Here is a 16,730-nt window from a genome sequence, read left to right as displayed (position 1 = left end):
GTGTGACGGGCTGGCGGCGCCGGTGCGTCACACTGGCGTGACGCTCGGCATCGAATGCCACGCTGGCGTGACACTCGGCGCGAAAAACCCGCCTAGCGGGAGAACATGATCGCGCGCTTGACCTCTTGGATCGCCTTGGTGATCTCGATGCCGCGCGGACAGGCCTCGGTGCAGTTGAAGGTGGTGCGGCACCGCCACACGCCGTCGACCTCGTTGAGGATGTCCAGGCGCTCGGCGGCGGCCTCGTCGCGGCTGTCGAAGATGAACCGGTGCGCGTTGACGATCGCGGCCGGGCCGTAGTAGCTGCCCTCGTGCCAGAAGATCGGGCAACTGGTGGTGCACGCCGCGCACAGGATGCACTTGGTGGTGTCGTCGTAGCGGGCCCGGTCGGTCGGGCTCTGAATGCGTTCGCGGGTCGGCGGGTTGCCGGTCGTGACCAGGTACGGCTTCACCGCCCGATAGGCGTCGAAGAACGGCTCCATGTCGACCACCAGGTCCTTCTCCACCGGCAGCCCACGGATCGGCTCGACCGTGATGGTCAGTGTTTTTTGGCGTTTGCCCGGCCCACTCTTGGGCAGCAGGTCGCGCATCAGCACCTTGCAGGCCAGGCGGTTGACCCCGTTGATGCGCATGGCGTCCGAGCCGCACACCCCGTGCGCGCACGAACGCCGGAAGGTCAGCGTCCCGTCCAGGTAGCTCTTGATGTAGATCAGCAGGTTGAGCATCCGGTCGCTGGGCAGGCACGGCACCCGAAAGCTTTGCCAGCCACCGGTTTCCGCGAAGGCGTCGGGCTGGTCGGGGTTGAACCGGGCGATCTTGACGGTGACCATCACCGCCCCGTCGGGAACGGGCGGCAGGGGTGGCTCCAGAGTGGTTTCGTCCCCTGTTTCGACACTCATCAGTACTTCCGTTCCTTGGGTTCGTAGCGCGTCTGCACCACGGGCTTGAAGTCCAGCGCGATGTCGCTGAGCAGGTCGCTGCCCTGCTTGTAGGCCATGGTGTGGCGCATGAAGTTGACGTCGTCGCGGTTGGGGTAGTCCTCGCGGGCGTGGCCGCCACGAGACTCCTTGCGGTTCAAGGCGCCGACCACGGTCACCTCGGCGAGCTCCAGCAGGAAGCCCAGCTCGATGGCCTCCAGCAGGTCGCTGTTGAATCGTTTCCCCTTGTCGTGCACGCTGATTCGGGCGTACCGCTCCTTCAGCGCGTGGATGTCGGTGAGCGCCTGCTTGAGTGTCTCCTCGGTGCGGAACACCGCGGCGTTGTTGTCCATCGACTGCTGCAGCGCGATGCGAATGTCGGCGACGCGCTCGTTGCCGTGCTCGGAGAGGATGTCGCCGACCCAGCCGACGACCATCGCCGCCGGCTCCGGCGGCATGTCCACGAAGTCGTGGCCCCGCGCGTAATTGGCCGCGGCGATGCCGGCCCGGCGGCCGAACACGTTGATGTCCAGCAGCGAATTGGTGCCCAGCCGGTTGGCCCCGTGCACCGAGACGCACGCGCACTCGCCGGCCGCATACAGCCCCGGCACCGTGGAAGTGTTGTCCCGCAACACCTGTCCGGTGACGGTGGTGGGGATGCCGCCCATCACGTAGTGGCAGGTCGGGTAGACGGGGACCAACTCGTGCACCGGGTCCACACCGAGGTAGGTGCGCGCGAACTCGGTGATGTCGGGCAGCTTGGCCTCCAGCACGTCCTCGCCGAGGTGGCGGACGTCGATGTAGACGTAGTCCTTGTGCGGGCCGGCCCCGCGTCCCTCCAAAACCTCCAAAACCATGGAGCGCGCGACGATGTCGCGCGGCGCCAGGTCGACGATCGTCGGTGCGTAACGCTCCATGAAGCGCTCGCCCTCGCCGTTGAGCAGCCGGCCGCCCTCACCGCGCACCGCCTCGGAGATCAGGATGCCCAGGCCCGCCAGGCCGGTCGGATGGAATTGGTGAAACTCCATGTCCTCCAAGGGAAGTCCCTTGCGGAAGACGATGCCGATGCCGTCACCGGTCAGCGTGTGCGCGTTCGAGGTGGTCTTGTACATCCGGCCCGAACCGCCGGTGGCGAGCACCACCGCCTTGGCGTGGAAGACGTGGATGTCGCCGGTGGCCAGCTCGTAGGCGACCACCCCGGTGGCCACCGGCCCGCTCGGGGTCTGCGTCAAAACCAGATCCAGCGCATAGAACTCGTTGAAGAACTGCACGTCGTGCCGCACGCAGTTCTGGTACAGGGTCTGCAGGATCATGTGACCGGTGCGGTCGGCGGCGTAACAAGCCCGGCGCACCGGGGCCTTGCCGTGGTCGCGGGTGTGCCCGCCGAAGCGGCGCTGGTCGATGCGGCCCTCGGGGGTGCGGTTGAACGGCATCCCCATCTTCTCCAGGTCGAGCACCGCGTCGATGGCTTCCTTGCACATGATCTCCACCGCGTCCTGGTCGGCCAGGTAGTCGCCGCCCTTGACGGTGTCGAAGGTGTGCCATTCCCAGTTGTCCTCTTCGACGTTGGCCAGCGCCGCGCACATGCCGCCCTGCGCCGCCCCGGTGTGGCTGCGGGTGGGGTAGAGCTTGGTCAGCACCGCGGTGCGCACCCGCGGGCCGGATTCCACCGCGGCGCGCATGCCGGCACCCCCCGCGCCGACGATCACCACGTCGTACCGGTGTTGCTGGATCATCGATCAGCCTCCGATATTCGGGTCGAATGTCAGCAGCACGTAGGTGCCCAGCACCAACGTGAACCCCATCGACAACAGCAGCAGGCTGTTGAGCCAGAAGCGGGTGCTGTCCTTGCGGCTGTAGTCGTCGATGATGGTGCGCAGGCCGTTGCCGCCGTGCAGTTGCGCCAGCCACAGCAGGGCCAGGTCCCAGAACTGCCAGAACGGCGACGCCCACCGCTGCGCCACGTAGTTGAAGTCGATGCGGTAAACGCCGTTATCCCACATCAGCATGATGAACAGGTGGCCGATCGCCAGCACGAACAACGCGATCCCGGAGAACCGCATGAACAGCCAGGCGAACTTCTCGAAGTTGGGGATGCCGGCCCGCCGCCGCGGCGAGCGGGGGTTGTCCAGGCTGGCGGGGCGGTCGTAGAGGCGCTGTTTGACCGGGGCGAGGCCGCCCCGGTGGGATTGGGAGCCCAGCTGCTGAAGCTCGCTCATCGGAAGTGCTCCATCATGTGGATGACCGTCACCACGCCGGCCGGGACCATCAGCAGCAGGAACACGATGCCGACGATCCAGAACATCAGGCGCTGGTGGCGCGGGCCTTCGGACCAGAAGTCGATCAGGATCACCCGGATCCCGTTCAGGCCGTGAAAGAGCACCGCGGCGATCAGGCCGTATTCCATCAGGCCGACGATGGGCATCTGGTAGTCGTGGATCACCGCGTTGTAGGTCTGCGGGCTCACCCGCAGCATCGCGGCGTCCAACACGTGGACGAACAGGAAAAAGAAGATCGTCGCGCCGCTGATCCGGTGCAGCACCCACGACCACATGCCGGGGTCGCCCCGGTACAGCGTCCGTGGCGGCCTGCGCTTGCGGGCCGATACCGGTGCCGCCGGATCCGCGGTTGTCGGTCGCGTAGTCACCCCAGTCCTCACCGCCTTCTTCCGACTTCAACGCCAGTCACGCCGGGCACTTGAGCTTAGCTCGGACACGGTGCCGCTTGCGCCAATGTCCGTCAAGCGAAATGCAGTTTTGAGACTAGGGTGACTGTCGGAATCGGCGACGGGTGAGCGGGGTTCGTTATGCCTGAGATCGACTGGAAGATGTTGCGGGACAAGGCAATCGATGTCTCTGCGGGTGCGTATGCGCCGTACTCGCGGTTCCGGGTCGGGGCGGCCGCGCTGGTCGATGACGGCCGGGTGGTCACCGGCTGCAATGTGGAGAACGTCTCATATGGCCTCGGTCTCTGTGCCGAATGTGCGGTGGTATGCGCCCTGCATGCCACCGGCGGCGGCCGGCTGCTGGCGCTGGCGTGCGTGGACGGGCGGGGCGCGGTGCTGATGCCCTGCGGCCGGTGCCGTCAGGTGCTGGCCGAACACGGCGGCCCCGAACTGCTGATCGACCACCCGGGCGGGCCGCGGCCGCTCGGCGACCTGCTGCCGGAGGCCTTCGGCCCCGACGACCTGGCCGCGGGCCGCGGCTGATGCACGCCGCCGCTTGCTGAGCGTTGTCGGCCCGCTTACCGTCATGCGTGTGCAACGGGGGAGCGCAGCGCCGACGGGACCGCTGCCCCGCCTTTTTGTCGCGGTGCTGATCGCGGCTGCTGTGGGCGCCGCGGGATGCGCGTCGCAGTCAACCAAAGCAAAGTCGCCGTCGCCGACCGCGTCGTCGGCGGCGGCGTCCTGGGTGGAGGACGCCGTCTCATTCTCGGTGGCCGACATGACGGTGTACGGCACCTTCCGTCATCCGGCCGGGCGCGGCGGGGCCGTGCCGGGGGCGCTGCTGATCGCCGGCAGCGGACCGACGGATCGCAACGGTGACTCGGCCGTCATGCCGGGTCGGCTCGACACGCTGCGGAACCTGGCGAAGGCGCTCTCGGACGACGGCGTCGCCAGCTTGCGCTACGACAAGCTCGGCACCGGCCAGACCGGCCTCGGACCCTACGCGGCCGACCCGGCAAAGGTCGATATCGGCGTATTCCAAGACGAGGCGACCGGCGCGCTGAACCTCCTCGCGGGCCAGTCCGGCATCGACCGGAACCGCCTGATGGTGCTCGGCCATAGCGAGGGCGCCCTCTACGCGATGATGCTGGCCGCCGCCGCGCCCGGGACCGCCCCCGCGGTGCGGGCCCTGGGGCTGGTGGAGCCCGCCAGCCGCCGCATCCTCGACCACGTGTCGGCGCAGGCCCGCGCCCAGGCCGACGCGGCCGTCAGGTCCGGGCGGCTCACCGCCGCGCAGGCCGCCCAAAGCACGGCGGCGATCGATCACGCCATCCAGGAGTTCCGCGCGACCGGGCAGGTTCCGCCGGACGAACCACCGGCGTTGAGGTCGGTGATCAACGCCGCCAACGCGCACGCCCTGTTGCAGGAAGACGCGATCGACCCGGCGGCGTTGGCGGCCAAACTGCCGCGCGCCATGCCGGTGTTGGTCACCTGCAGCGACGCCGATCTGCAAATCACCTGCCAGGACGTCGATTCGCTGGTGTCCGGCCTGACCAGCGCGGGCACCAAGACCGACTATGTCCACCTGACCGGTGTGGACCATGTCCTGAAGGAGGACGCCAGCAGGACGCCGGCCAATTACACGAAGGCCCTACCGTTCTCCACCCAGCTGGTCGGGGCGCTGGCGTCGTTCCTCAACGAGAACGGGATGACGCCCTGAGCCTTGGCGACCCGACTGAGCCCGCCTTCGACGCGCCCACGGTGATCAGGACCAAGCGCGACGGCGGCCGGTTGTCCGACGCCGCGATCGACTGGGTCATCGACGCCTACACCGGCGGCCGGGTGGCCGAAGAACAGATGGCGGCCCTGCTGATGGCGATCCTGTTGCGCGGCATGGACCGCGGCGAGACGGCCCGGTGGACCGCGGCGATGCTGGCGTCGGGCGACACGCTCGACTTCGGCGACCTGGGCCTGGCCACGGTCGACAAGCACTCCACGGGCGGGGTGGGGGACAAGATCACCCTGCCCCTGGTGGCCGTCGTCGCCGCCTGCGGGGCCGCGGTGCCGCAGGCGTCGGGCCGCGGGCTCGGCCATACCGGCGGCACCCTGGACAAGCTGGAATCCATCGCCGGCTTCACCGCAAAGCTGTCCAATCAGCGCGTGCGCGACCAGCTGCGCGAGGTGGGCGCGGCCATCTTCGCCGCCGGGGACCTGGCCCCGGCCGACGCCAAGCTCTACGCGCTGCGCGACATCACCGCCACCGTCGAGTCGCTGCCGCTGATCGCCAGCTCGGTGATGAGCAAGAAGCTGGCGGAGGGGGCCGGCGCGCTGGTGCTCGACGTGAAGGTCGGTTCCGGGGCGTTGCTGGACTCCGAACGGCAGTGCCGCGAACTGGCGCACGCCATGGTCGAGCTGGGCGCGGCGCACGGGGTGCCCACCCGCGCGCTGCTGACGGACATGCACCGCCCGCTGGGCGCGACCGTCGGCAATGCCCTCGAGGTCGTCGAGGCGCTGGAGGTGCTGGCCGGGGGCGGCCCGCCCGATGTCGTCGAGCTGACCCTGCGGCTGGCCTCCGAAATGCTCGAGCTGGCCGGGATCGACGACCGCGACCCCGCCGACACCCTGCGCGACGGCACCGCGATGGACCGGTTCCGCCGGCTCGTCGCGGCACAGGGCGGCGACCTGACGATGCCGTTGCCCGTCGGTCGGCATGCCGAGAACGTGACCGCCCCGCGGGGCGGCACAATGGGCGATATCGACGCGATGGCAGTGGGGCTGGGGGCATGGCGCCTCGGTGCGGGCAGGTCCCGTCCGGGCGAACGGGTGCAGTCGGGCGCGGGCATCCGGATCCACCGGCGCCCCGGCGAGCCGGTCACCGCCGGCGAGCCGTTGTTCACTCTCTACACCGATACCCCGGAGCGCTTCGATGCCGCGCTCGCCGAGCTGGACGGCGGCTGGAGCATCGCCGGCGATGCGGCCGAGATCCAGCCCCGAGCGCTGATCATCGATCGGATCGTCGCATGACCGCACCGCTGGGCCTGGAGCAGATCAGGCGGGCCCCCAAGGCCCTGCTGCACGACCACCTCGACGGCGGCCTGCGCCCGTCCACCGTGCTGGAGATCGCCGAGCAGGTCGGCTATGGCGGGCTGCCCGCCACCGATGTCGACGAGCTGGCGAGGTGGTTTCGCACCCGCTCGCACAGCGGCTCGCTGGAGCGCTACCTGGAGCCGTTCTCGCACACCGTGGCCGTGATGCAGACGCCCGAGGCGCTGCATCGGGTCGCCTACGAGTGCGTGCAGGATCTGGCCGAGGACTCGGTGGTGTACGCCGAGATCCGGTTCGCGCCCGAGCTGCACATCGACCGCGGGCTGTCCTTCGATGCGATCGTCGAGGCCGTGCTGGCCGGCTTCGCCGACGGCGAGAAGGCGTGTGCGGCGGCGGGGCGCCCGATCGTGGTGCGCCTTCTGGTCACGGCGATGCGGCACGCGGCGGTGTCCCGCGAGATCGCCGAGCTCGCGATCCGGTTCCGGGACAAGGGAGTCGTCGGGTTCGACATCGCCGGCGCCGAGGCCGGCAACCCGCCGACACGGCACCTGGACGCGTTCGAGTACATGCGAGACCACAACGCCCGCTTCACCATTCACGCCGGTGAGGCGTTCGGGCTGCCGTCCATCCATGAGGCCATCGCCTTCTGCGGTGCCGACCGGCTGGGCCATGGGGTGCGCATCGTCGATGACATCGAGGTGTCGGACGACGGTGAAGTGCGGCTGGGCCAACAGGCATCGATTCTGCGCGACAAGCGAATTCCGCTGGAACTGTGTCCCAGCTCCAACGTGCAGACCGGTGCCGTCAAGAGCATCGCCGAGCATCCGTTCGATCTGCTGGCCCGCGCCCGCTTTCGGGTGACCGTCAACACCGACAACCGGCTGATGAGCGACACCTTCATGAGCCGCGAAATGCACCGACTGGTGGAGGCTTTCGGCTACGGATGGAGTGACCTCGAGCGCTTCACCATCAACGCGATGAAGTCCGCGTTCATCCCGTTCGACGAGCGGCTGGCGATCATCGACGAGGTGATCAAGCCGCGCTACGCGGTGCTGATCGGCTAGCGGCCCGCCGTCAGATGTGCCCGGGCATCCCGGCCATCCCGGTGTCGGCCGGCGCTGCGGGCGCGATCGGCATGGGCGGCGGCTCCATGGGTGGCGGCGCCATCGGCGGGGCTTCCATCGGTGGTGGTGCGACGGGTGGCGGCGCCACTGGTGGCGGGTCCACCGGCGGTGGCGCGTCCACCGGCGGAGGCGGGGCGATCGGCGGATCCGCCGGGGGCGGCGCGTACGGACCACCCGCGCACACCGGGTTAGTGGGCTGGCTGATGCAGCTCAGGTCCGCCGGGCCGGTGGGCGCGCCGCCGGCCGCATACGGCCCGCCCTGGCATTGCGCCACCTCGGGCATCGCCACGCAACGGGGATCAGATGGGTTGGTGGGCAGGTTGGGATCGGGGTCGTCCAGCGGAACGGGCGCACCGGGCATACGCGCGGGCATCGCGTTCGCTGCACCTGGGGCACCCGTCGCAACGACCCCGAGCACCGCCGCGGCCACGGCCGCTCTCGTGATCGCGCCGCGGATCTTCGGAGCCATTTCCCAACCCATCGGTTCCCCTTCATGTCGGGCGGCCCCGGCCGCGTAGAAGCATATTAAGCACCGGCAGATATCACCGGTTCGGTTTTTGCGCCGCTCCCACATATTCACCGAGGAAGCCGTTGCCCAACCACCACCTGGGGCTGGTGTGCTTGAAGATCTCGTCGCCGAGGGCACGAGTGCGCACCGACCTCTTGACCGGGAACGGATTCATCCCGGATTTGTACTCGAGGCCGACCATGGCCGGTGCCGTCGGCCGGTCTCGCCTGGGCAGCAGCTCGAAACCGGCGTGCCGGAGCATGGTATTCAACTCGGCCGGGCGGGGGAATCGCCGAAAGTCGTGGTTGGGCTTGTGCAGGCCGAACACGAACAGCGGCCCGACCGTGATGAAGTAAAGCCAGGTGAACACGTTGCGATCCGGTGTCACATAGAACATTCGGCCGCCCGGCTTCAGCGCGGTGAACACGCTGTCGAGCAGACGGCGGTGCTCCGTGCAATGGTCGAAGACTCCGTGCAGGTAAATCAGGTCGAACCGATTGGCCGCCAACACATCCGCGTTTCGCGCGTCGCCGACGACGAAGTCCACCCCGGGCCGGCCGGCGAAGCGCTTGCGGGCCGCGTCGATCGATTTGTAGTCGACGTCGACGCCGACGATGTCCCACTCGCGCAGCTGCGGATAACGTTCCAGCAACCCCGCGATCGCCCCTCCGCCGCCGGAGCCGACCACCGCCATCGCCGGGCGGTCGCTATCTGTGGACGGCAGATAGTCGCGCAGGAAATCCCATGCGGTGTAGTCGATTTCGCTGACCAGGTCTGCCGTGAAACGCCACTGTGCGCTGACGTCGGCGTTGGAGAAGTAGCGGACCCCGCGCTCGATCGTGCCGTTGCTGATCCGCATCAGCGCGCGATCGATCATCGAATAGCGGTACTCGGGCTCACCGACTGCGTCGTTCGCCCGTTCGTGGTCGAGGAACTCGAAGTACCTTCGCTCCTCGGGTTCGATTGGCGCTTGCCATGATTGGGCGTTACCGAGCGCACGCTCCCGGATCCACGAGTCGATGACCCGGCCGTAGACGTCTCTGTCGAACAACATCAGCTGATGGCCGCCGCCGGGCATCATGAAGAAGTCTTTGGTCCCGCCGATCCGCTCGAAACACGCCCGGCAGTGTTCGGCGCCGACTATTTCATCGTGCTCGCCACACGTGATCAGGACTGGTTTCGTGTTGGCCGCTGCGGGCCGTGGCGGGACATAGTTGAACACCGAGTGGTAGCTTCGCAACCCGTACGACCAGACGTACAGCGGGTCCTTCTTCTTCGTTGCCAGTAAGCCGGGGTCTTCTTGGTAGGCGGCCTTGAAGTCGATGACCCGCCGTAGCGGGATCCGAAGCCGATCGCCTATCTTCGCTGCCGCGAATCGGGCCGGGCGCGACTGAAACAGCCGGATCGCCAGGCTCATCGGCGCCTCGTGGTTCAACAAGATGTTCATGCACACACCGGCCACCACGGCGGGGCACGCGTCGAGCGCGTGGAATGCGACTTCGCCGCCCTGGCTCGCGCCGTGCACGATGACGGGCAGGCAAGTGCGTTGCGCGGCGTAATCGGTTACCGCCCGGGTGTCTTCGAGGAAGGCCTCGAAACTGAACACGCCCGCCCTGCCTTCGGTGCGGCCGTGCCCGGTGAGGTCGAACGAATACACCGCCGCCCGATGATGGCGGCGCATGTGCTCGGCGAAGGTGTCGTAGCCTTCGCTGTTCCCGGCGGTGCCATGCACCAGCACCAAGACGTAGTCGGCGTTGTCGTTGTCGTAGCGGCGCACGAAGATTCGTCGTCCACCGGATCCGGTCACCGCGTCCTCTGCCATCGGCGGGACTGCCTGCGTGGTGGTGTTCGCGGTCATCGGCGCCTCGAATTCAATCGTTCGGTGATGTGGGTGGCGATCATGCGCGCGAAAGCGTCGAAATCGCCGCGGAAGCGCGCAGTGTCGCCGACGAACGGGCGCTGCATCGACATGCCCAGCAAGACGATTTCCACGAGATGCACCGTCTCGTCGATCAAACCTGGCGGCGCGTCGTCACCGACGATCGCGCGTAGCAGCTCAGCGATCCGCCGGCGCTGAGTATCGCGATAGTCGACGTACGCGCTCCGCAAGAACTCGTTGTGATTGGCCGCCGCGGTGAACTCGACCATGAACGTGACCGCTTCGAGGTTGTCGATGAACAGGGTGTACACCAGATCGGCCGCCTCGTTGAGACCGTCCGTCACCGACATCCGGTCAGCAAGCCGGGCCGACGCGGTGGAGAACATCGCCTTGGCCATGTCGTCGATCGCGGCCTGGAACAGCTTTTCCTTGGTCTCGAAGTGATAGTGCAGCAGGGTCTGCGAGACGCCGGCTTTCGCCGAGATCAGCTTCATCGACGACTTCTCATAGCCGTACGCGCCGAAGCACCGCATCGTCGTCTGCAGGATCCGCTGCCGGGCGTCGCCGGCCGTCCCCGCGGAATCAGCGTTCGGGGCTGTCGGAACGGTTGCGGTCAACATCGACTCTTCTCTTGGTCACCGGCTACCCGATAACGTACTGTCTGATCAATCAGTCAGGCAACTATGACGTGATGGATGAGCACCCGCCATGCCTTCGAAAATCACCTTGACCTTTGACAACGGACCGACTCCCGGGGTCACGGATCAGGTTCTCGATGCGCTCGCTCAGCGTCAGATGTCCGCCATGTTCTTTGTCGTAGGGCGCAACGTTCGCGCGCCGGCGGGACGCCGGCTGATGGAGCGCGCCGCGCGTGAGGGGCACCTGATCGGCAATCACTCCTACACCCATGGATTGCCTCTCGGAGAGCTTTCCCCGGCGCAAGCCATCGACGAAATCAGCGGCACGCAAACGCTTTTGGACGATGTCGCCGATGCCGATCGGTACTTCCGGCCGTGGGGAACCGAGGGCGCACTCGAACGTCGCTGCCTGAACCAAGCGGCCGTCGACTACCTCGTCGCGCAGAAGTACACCTGCGTCCTGTGGAACAGCGTGCCGCGCGACTGGGCCGACCCCGTCGGATGGGTCAGCCGGGCGCTCGCCGATGCCGACAAGTCTCAGCACACCGTGGTCGTACTGCATGACCTGCCAACCGGCGCGATGGAGCAGCTACCGCGATTTCTCGATGAACTCACGCGCGCGGGTCTGGAGGTCACCACGGAGCTCCCCGATGATTGCGTGCCGATCGTGCGGGGGCGGATGCGCACGCCCGTCGATCATCTGCGACCCGAGCCCTAGAGGACGGACAACCCCATGGCCCGCACCGTGCTGGCCAGGTGGGTCTGCACCGCCTGCAGCGCGCGCGGTAAGTCGCCGTCGCGCAACGCTTCCGCGATGCCTTGATGCTCGGCCACGATCGTGGCCACCCGATCGGGCTCGCGCAGCGACGATTCCCCGATCATCCGCATCTGCCGGTCGCGCAACGTCGAATAGAAATTCGCCAGGATGGTGTTGCCCGACTCTTCCAGGGTGATGGCGTGGAAGGCGCGGTCGGACTCCACGAACGCCCGCCAGTCGGCCGCGGACGCGGCGTCGCGCTGCCGCCGCAGTTCGCCCGATTGCCGTTCGAAGACCGCGGCGCAGACGACTGGGCCGCGTCCGATCACCTTGCCGGCCGCGAACTGCTCGAGCACCAGCCGAGACTCCATCACCGCCCGCACCTCGTCGGGCGAGACCGGCACCACCAGGGCGCCGCGCTGCGGATACAACCGCAACAACCCCTCGGCCTCCAGCCGCAGGAACGCCTCGCGCACCGGGGTGCGCGACATCCCCAGCGCCGTGGCGACATCGCCTTCGCTGATCAGCTCACCGCCCGGGAACGCGCCGGTGAGTACCTGCGTCTTGACGTAGTCCAGCGCGCGGTCCTTGGCGGTGCCCGGTCGACGGACCTTTGCCGGCACGCACACCCCCTTCCGGTGGCCGTATCTCAAGCGTGGTCATGACCCTAACACCGGGCGCCCACCTGCGCGGATTGACGCTAAGATACAAGATAAATACTATTCAGATACGAAACAGAGCTAGGAAATGGAGGCGGAGATGCCGACCGCGCACAAGCTGGTCACGCCGAATCTGGACCCGACGATTCCGGCACCGATGATCAACGTGGCCGAGTACGGGTTCGAGGGCCGTTTCGAGCAATGGGCGCAGCAGGCCGAATACTTCGAGTACTCCAAGGCGGCCAACCCCATCGGAGCCGGGCACATACCACCGATGCCGATGCGGCGCTTCGATCCCGAGGTCTATCTCGACGCGCCGACCGGCGTGATCCCGCTGGACCTGTCCGAGGAACTGCGCATCGACTCCGGCGCCGCGACCAGCCCCGCGCTGTTGGCCAACTTCATCAGCATCCGCTCCGGCGAGCAGGTCGACACCAGCCCCAACGCCACCTCGCAGCTGTACTACGTGCTCTACGGGCGGGGCTTCGCGGCGGTCAACGGGCGGCTGATCGACTGGGAGAAGGGCGATTTCGTGACGCTGCCCGCGGGCAGCCACTCGGTGTTCTACGCCGCCACCGACACGGCCATGTACTGGGTGCACGACGAGCCGCTGATGCGCTACCTGGGCGCCGAAGCCACCCAGCCGCGGTTTGAGGCAACGAAGTTTCGCCGCGCCGACGCCGTGGCCAGGCTGGACAAGATCGCGTCGCGTCCCGGCGCCAACGACAAGAGCCGGGTCAGCGTGCTGCTGGCCAACGCCGATCAGGCGCAGACGCTGACCATCACTCACGTGCTGTGGGCCATGTTCGGCGTGCTGCCACCCAACCAGGTGCAGCGCCCGCACCGGCACCAGTCGGTCGCGCTGGACCTCATCCTGGATGCGCCGGAGTTCGGCTGCTACACGCTGCTGGGCACCCGCCTCGACTCCCGCGGCGACATCGTCGACCCCATTCGGGTGGACTGGCGGGCCGGTTGCGCCTTCACCACCCCGCCGGGGATGTGGCACGCCCACTACAACGAGACCGACGAGCCCGCCCACCTGATCCCGATCCAAGACGCCGGATTGCAGACTTACCTGCGCAGCCTGGATATCAAGTTCACCCAGCGTCGCGATCTCGGCGCCGGATAGTCCCGGCGGCGGCCCATGCACCGCCGGAGTTCGGCGCATAGTGTGGCTGGACATGAAGGTGCCCCTGCTGGGACCGGTGTCGCTCACCGGCTTCCAGAACGCCTGGTTCTTCCTGGTCCTGCTGATCGTGCTGCTGGTGATCGGCCTCTACGTCGTGCAGCAATTCGCCCGCCGTCGCCGGGTGCTGCGCTTCGCGAACATGGAGGTGCTGGAGCGGGTGGCCCCGGCGGCGCCCGGCAAGTGGCGGCACGTGCCGACCATCCTGCTGGCCGTGTCGCTGGTGTTGCTGACCACCGCGATGGCGGGGCCGACCTCGGACGTCCGGATCCCGCTCAACCGCGCGGTCGTGATGCTGGTGATCGACGTCTCGGAGTCGATGGCCTCCACCGATGTGCCGCCCAACCGCCTGGACGCGGCCAAGGAGGCCGGCAAGCAGTTCTCCGACCAGCTGACCCCGGCGATCAACCTGGGACTGGTGGAGTTCGCGGCCAACGCCACCCTGCTGGTGCCCCCGACGACCAACCGCGGCGCGGTGAAGGCCGGCATCGACAGCCTCAAGCCGATGCCCAAAACCGCGACGGGAGAGGGCATCTTCACCGCCCTGCAGGCGATCGCGACAGTGGGGTCGGTGATGGGCGGCGGCGACGGGCCACCGCCGGCGCGGATCGTGCTGGAGTCCGACGGCGCCGAGAATGTGCCGCTGGACCCCAATGCCCCGCAGGGGGCGTTCACCGCGGCGCGGGCCGCCAAGGCCGAGGGCGTGCAGATCTCGACGATCTCGTTCGGCACCCCGTACGGCACCGTCGACTACGAGGGTGCCACCATCCCGGTTCCGGTGGATGACCAGACCCTGCAGAAGATCTGCGAGATCACCGACGGCCAGTCGTTCCACGCCGACAGCCTGGATTCGCTGAAGAACGTGTACTCGACGCTGCAGCGCCAGATCGGCTACGAAACCGTGAAGGGCGACGCGAGCCTGGCCTGGATGCTGCTCGGCGCCTTCGTCATGGCCGGCGCCGTGCTGGCCGGTCTGCTGCTGAACCGCAGGCTGCCCGCCTGAGTTCTCAGCTGGGCAGGCGCCGGTTGATCAGCAGCGCCAGCGCCGTCGCGATCAGGGCGGTCAGCACGCCGAGGCGCAGCCAGCCGGAGCTGCCGGGCCCCGGGACGCTGCGGTAGCCGATCTCGTTCTCGATGGCGTTGTAGCTCTTCTGCAGCTCGCCGAGGTTGGTGGCGGTGTAGGCCTGGCCGCCGGACAACTTGGCGACGGTCTTCATCTGGTCGGTCGAGACCGGGACGGCGTGGCGCTGCCCGTCCATCTCGATCTCGCCGCCCTTGGTCCCGAACGAGATCGTCGAGATGGGCACGCCCTCGTCCTTGGCCAGCCGCGCCGCGGTGTAGACGCCGTCGTGCGGATCGCTGGGATTGGAGGGCTTGTTCTCGCCGCCGTCGGAGAGCAGCACGATCCGCGCCGGTGGCGGTGTGTCGCCGCCGGCGACCGCGGTGGCGCTGATCGCATGCAGGGCGGTGAAGATCGCTTCGCCGGTCGCGGTGCTGTCGGCGAAATCCAGCTTCTTCAGGGCGTCGATGGTGGCCTGGTGCTGCGGGGTGGGCGGCACCAGCAGATACGGCGTGCCGGCGAATCCGACCAGCCCGAGGTTGATGCCGGGCGTGAGCTGATCGGCGAACTGGGTCGCGGCCTGTTCGGCGGCCTTGAGCCGGTTGGGTTCGACGTCGGTCGCGCGCATGGACTGCGACATGTCGATCACCAGCATGATGACGGCGCGGTTGCGCGGGATGCGCATGTCGTGGGTGGGCGTGCCCAGCGCGATGGTCAACAGCGCCAGGCACAGCAGCGACACGGCGATCGGGAGATGCCGCCACGGCGACTGCGCCACGGGCGCATCGGTGTAGCGGTGCAGCCGTTGGCGTCGTCGCGCCTGGACCCAGATGTAGACGGCCAGCAGCGCCAGGGGCACCAGCCCGAACAACAACAGGGCGGGACGCTGGAATCCGTAGAGCGGTAACGGCCCGATACCGGGAAGCGACACGTCACCCAACCTTCCCGTCTAAGCCCGGCCCGTCAAACGGTGGCGCTACTCGCGGCGCAGCCGCCCGTCGACGAATTGCTCCAGTTTCTCCCACTCGCGGACCGCCGCGGCGTACGGCGGCGACGGCTTGGCGACCGAGTCGGGCTCGAGCACGGCGGCCACCAACTTGCCGAGCGGCCGGCTGGTTTCGAGCGCCTTGTCGACGGTGCCCTCCTCGGAGTAGTCGCCGATGTCGCGGAGCACCTCGACGGCCAGTTCCAGCTGCTCGCGATCCACGGCGTTCGGTCCGTCGGCCAGGTCGTCGGCCAGCCCGCTGAGCACGTAGATGTTGTCCTCGGTGATCTCGACCGCCAGCGAGCCGTCGGTGGCGGCGGTGCGGATGTCGTCGTAGGTGCTCAGGTCCGCCAGGTCGTGGTCGTGCTCGTCGGCCAGGTAGCGGGCCAGCGCGCGCTCGGACGTGAAGACGCTGATGCGTCCGTTGCGGCCCAGGAAGATCGGCTGGTCGTCCAGGTAGCAGCGCAGCGTGTAGAAGGTGCCCGAACTCGTCATGATCCGGATCGGATCGATGCCCACCTGCTGCCAGAAGTCCTTGTCGCTGCCCAGCACCACGGTGTCGCCGGTCGCCCGGTCGGCCTCGTCGTCGGCCTCCTCGCCTTCGGCCTCGGGTTCGTCCTCCGAGGACTCCTCGGCGGTCTCGTCGCCGGCGGCGTCCTCGGCGCCGGCGTCCTCGTCCGGCTCGTCGGGTTCGCGCTCTTCGGCCAGTTCGTCGGCGGCCTTGTCCGACAGCTTGGAGTCGACCTCGGGGGTGGTGACGATGTCGTCGATCGCCGCGAGCACGTCGTCCCAGCTGCGCCCGATCACCTCGGCGATCGCGTGCCAGCGTTTGGCGCCGGCCTTGCCGGCGAAGTTCTCGACGCCGCCGGACACGGTGCCCAGGCTGGGGTTGCCGTTGAAGAACTTCGACACCGCCGCCAGCTCGCACACCGATCCGATGGACGACACGATGGCCAGCGCGCCGGCCAGCGCGGACACCGACTCCTCGGTGGGCTTCTCGGCGACCAGCTCCTCGACGGCGACCAGGTCGAACTGCTTGTCCTCGGCCGGTTCGAACGCATGCGCGTGTGCGGCCCGCAGCTCCTTCCACGCCGGGTGGTCGGTGAGGTCGTTGTCGTCGTCGGCGCGCACGAACGCGACCAGGTCGGCGACGCTAGCGAACGCGAACAGGTCCTCGTCTTTGCCCAAGAACGCCTCCCACTCGTCACCGGAGTCACGCCAGCGCGGTGCCCACACGGTGTAGCGGTCACCATCGGACAGGCTCAGGCGAATCGGCACGAGGTCAGCAACCATGCGGCACAGAATAG

Annotated in this window: 17 protein-coding genes; 7 read left to right on the top strand and 10 right to left on the bottom strand. The window is 68.0% G+C overall.

The genetic code is table 11. The features are described from left to right. Positions 1-92: 92 nt before the first annotated feature. The 4 genes from AC5Y7E_RS04470 to sdhC are packed head-to-tail and all read right to left on the bottom strand — an operon-like array spanning position 93 to position 3,471. Positions 93-899 (bottom strand): succinate dehydrogenase iron-sulfur subunit, encoded by an 807-nt coding sequence (locus AC5Y7E_RS04470; protein WP_499947657.1) that lies wholly within the window; start codon positions 897-899, stop codon positions 93-95. Then, positions 899-2,653 (bottom strand): succinate dehydrogenase flavoprotein subunit, encoded by a 1,755-nt coding sequence (gene sdhA, locus AC5Y7E_RS04465; RefSeq protein WP_499920466.1) that lies wholly within the window; start codon positions 2,651-2,653, stop codon positions 899-901. The genes AC5Y7E_RS04470 and sdhA overlap by 1 nt, the downstream gene beginning before the upstream one ends. A gap of 3 nt (positions 2,654-2,656) precedes the next feature. Then, positions 2,657-3,136, bottom strand: a complete 480-nt coding sequence (locus AC5Y7E_RS04460) for a succinate dehydrogenase hydrophobic membrane anchor subunit (RefSeq protein WP_499920464.1) — start codon at positions 3,134-3,136, stop codon at positions 2,657-2,659. Then, positions 3,133-3,471 carry a succinate dehydrogenase, cytochrome b556 subunit gene (sdhC, locus tag AC5Y7E_RS04455; protein WP_499920754.1) on the bottom strand — a complete coding sequence of 113 codons (339 nt, stop codon included), beginning with the start codon at positions 3,469-3,471 and terminating at the stop codon, positions 3,133-3,135. Before sdhC ends, AC5Y7E_RS04460 begins: the two co-directional genes overlap by 4 nt. Positions 3,472-3,723: 252 nt before the next feature. Between sdhC and AC5Y7E_RS04450 the strand changes: the two genes are divergently transcribed. The 4 genes from AC5Y7E_RS04450 to AC5Y7E_RS04435 are packed head-to-tail and all read left to right on the top strand — an operon-like array spanning position 3,724 to position 7,691. Then, positions 3,724-4,125 (top strand): cytidine deaminase, encoded by a 402-nt coding sequence (locus tag AC5Y7E_RS04450; protein WP_499947655.1) that lies wholly within the window; start codon positions 3,724-3,726, stop codon positions 4,123-4,125. Positions 4,126-4,174: 49 nt separating this feature from the next. After that, complete coding sequence (locus AC5Y7E_RS04445) at positions 4,175-5,302, top strand: alpha/beta hydrolase family protein (protein ID WP_499947654.1); 1,128 nt, start codon at positions 4,175-4,177, stop codon at positions 5,300-5,302. Next, positions 5,299-6,606 carry a thymidine phosphorylase gene (locus AC5Y7E_RS04440; protein WP_499948297.1) on the top strand — a complete coding sequence of 436 codons (1,308 nt, stop codon included), beginning with the start codon at positions 5,299-5,301 and terminating at the stop codon, positions 6,604-6,606. Before AC5Y7E_RS04445 ends, AC5Y7E_RS04440 begins: the two co-directional genes overlap by 4 nt. Then, positions 6,603-7,691: an adenosine deaminase gene (locus AC5Y7E_RS04435; RefSeq protein WP_499947653.1), complete on the top strand. Its 1,089-nt coding sequence runs from the start codon at positions 6,603-6,605 to the stop codon at positions 7,689-7,691. The genes AC5Y7E_RS04440 and AC5Y7E_RS04435 overlap by 4 nt, the downstream gene beginning before the upstream one ends. Positions 7,692-7,701: 10 nt before the next feature. Here AC5Y7E_RS04435 and AC5Y7E_RS04430 read toward each other — a convergent pair whose 3' ends face one another. From AC5Y7E_RS04430 to AC5Y7E_RS04420, 3 genes are all read right to left on the bottom strand, one after another. Further along, positions 7,702-8,232: a hypothetical protein gene (locus AC5Y7E_RS04430; protein WP_499947651.1), complete on the bottom strand. Its 531-nt coding sequence runs from the start codon at positions 8,230-8,232 to the stop codon at positions 7,702-7,704. A gap of 61 nt (positions 8,233-8,293) precedes the next feature. Beyond that, on the bottom strand, positions 8,294-10,117 hold the full coding sequence (locus AC5Y7E_RS04425) for an alpha/beta fold hydrolase (protein WP_499947650.1): 1,824 nt from the start codon (positions 10,115-10,117) through the stop codon (positions 8,294-8,296). Beyond that, entirely contained in the window at positions 10,114-10,758 is a 645-nt protein-coding gene (locus AC5Y7E_RS04420; protein ID WP_499920452.1) for a TetR/AcrR family transcriptional regulator, read from the bottom strand. Before AC5Y7E_RS04420 ends, AC5Y7E_RS04425 begins: the two co-directional genes overlap by 4 nt. 88 nt (positions 10,759-10,846) lie before the next feature. On the opposite strand from AC5Y7E_RS04420, the gene AC5Y7E_RS04415 reads away from it, so the two are divergent. Continuing rightward, positions 10,847-11,494 (top strand): polysaccharide deacetylase family protein, encoded by a 648-nt coding sequence (locus AC5Y7E_RS04415; RefSeq protein WP_499947649.1) that lies wholly within the window; start codon positions 10,847-10,849, stop codon positions 11,492-11,494. On the opposite strand, the gene AC5Y7E_RS04410 is transcribed toward AC5Y7E_RS04415, so the two are convergent. After that, complete coding sequence (locus AC5Y7E_RS04410; protein ID WP_499947647.1) at positions 11,491-12,156, bottom strand: GntR family transcriptional regulator; 666 nt, start codon at positions 12,154-12,156, stop codon at positions 11,491-11,493. The two genes, AC5Y7E_RS04415 and AC5Y7E_RS04410, sit on opposite strands and share 4 nt — an antisense overlap. Before the next feature lie 136 nt (positions 12,157-12,292). Between AC5Y7E_RS04410 and AC5Y7E_RS04405 the strand changes: the two genes are divergently transcribed. Together AC5Y7E_RS04405 and AC5Y7E_RS04400 are read left to right on the top strand one after the other, a co-directional pair. Next, positions 12,293-13,321, top strand: coding sequence for a cupin (locus tag AC5Y7E_RS04405; RefSeq protein ID WP_499947646.1), 1,029 nt, complete (start codon positions 12,293-12,295; stop codon positions 13,319-13,321). 52 nt (positions 13,322-13,373) lie between these two features. Continuing rightward, positions 13,374-14,381 carry a VWA domain-containing protein gene (locus AC5Y7E_RS04400; RefSeq protein ID WP_499920444.1) on the top strand — a complete coding sequence of 336 codons (1,008 nt, stop codon included), beginning with the start codon at positions 13,374-13,376 and terminating at the stop codon, positions 14,379-14,381. A gap of 4 nt (positions 14,382-14,385) precedes the next feature. On the opposite strand, the gene AC5Y7E_RS04395 is transcribed toward AC5Y7E_RS04400, so the two are convergent. Together AC5Y7E_RS04395 and satS are read right to left on the bottom strand one after the other, a co-directional pair. Beyond that, positions 14,386-15,369: a VWA domain-containing protein gene (locus AC5Y7E_RS04395; RefSeq protein ID WP_499947644.1), complete on the bottom strand. Its 984-nt coding sequence runs from the start codon at positions 15,367-15,369 to the stop codon at positions 14,386-14,388. Positions 15,370-15,414: 45 nt separating this feature from the next. Next, the gene (gene satS / locus AC5Y7E_RS04390; RefSeq protein WP_499947643.1) at positions 15,415-16,716 is read right to left on the bottom strand and encodes a protein export chaperone SatS; all 1,302 of its coding nucleotides are present in this window, start codon (positions 16,714-16,716) and stop codon (positions 15,415-15,417) included. Between the last annotated feature and the right edge of the window lie 14 nt (positions 16,717-16,730).

The sequence above is a fragment of the Mycobacterium sp. NGS17 genome (genome assembly GCF_059813205.1).
The sequence above is the reverse complement of the archived record's forward strand: the minus strand, read 5'-3'. Positions and strand labels throughout refer to the sequence as shown.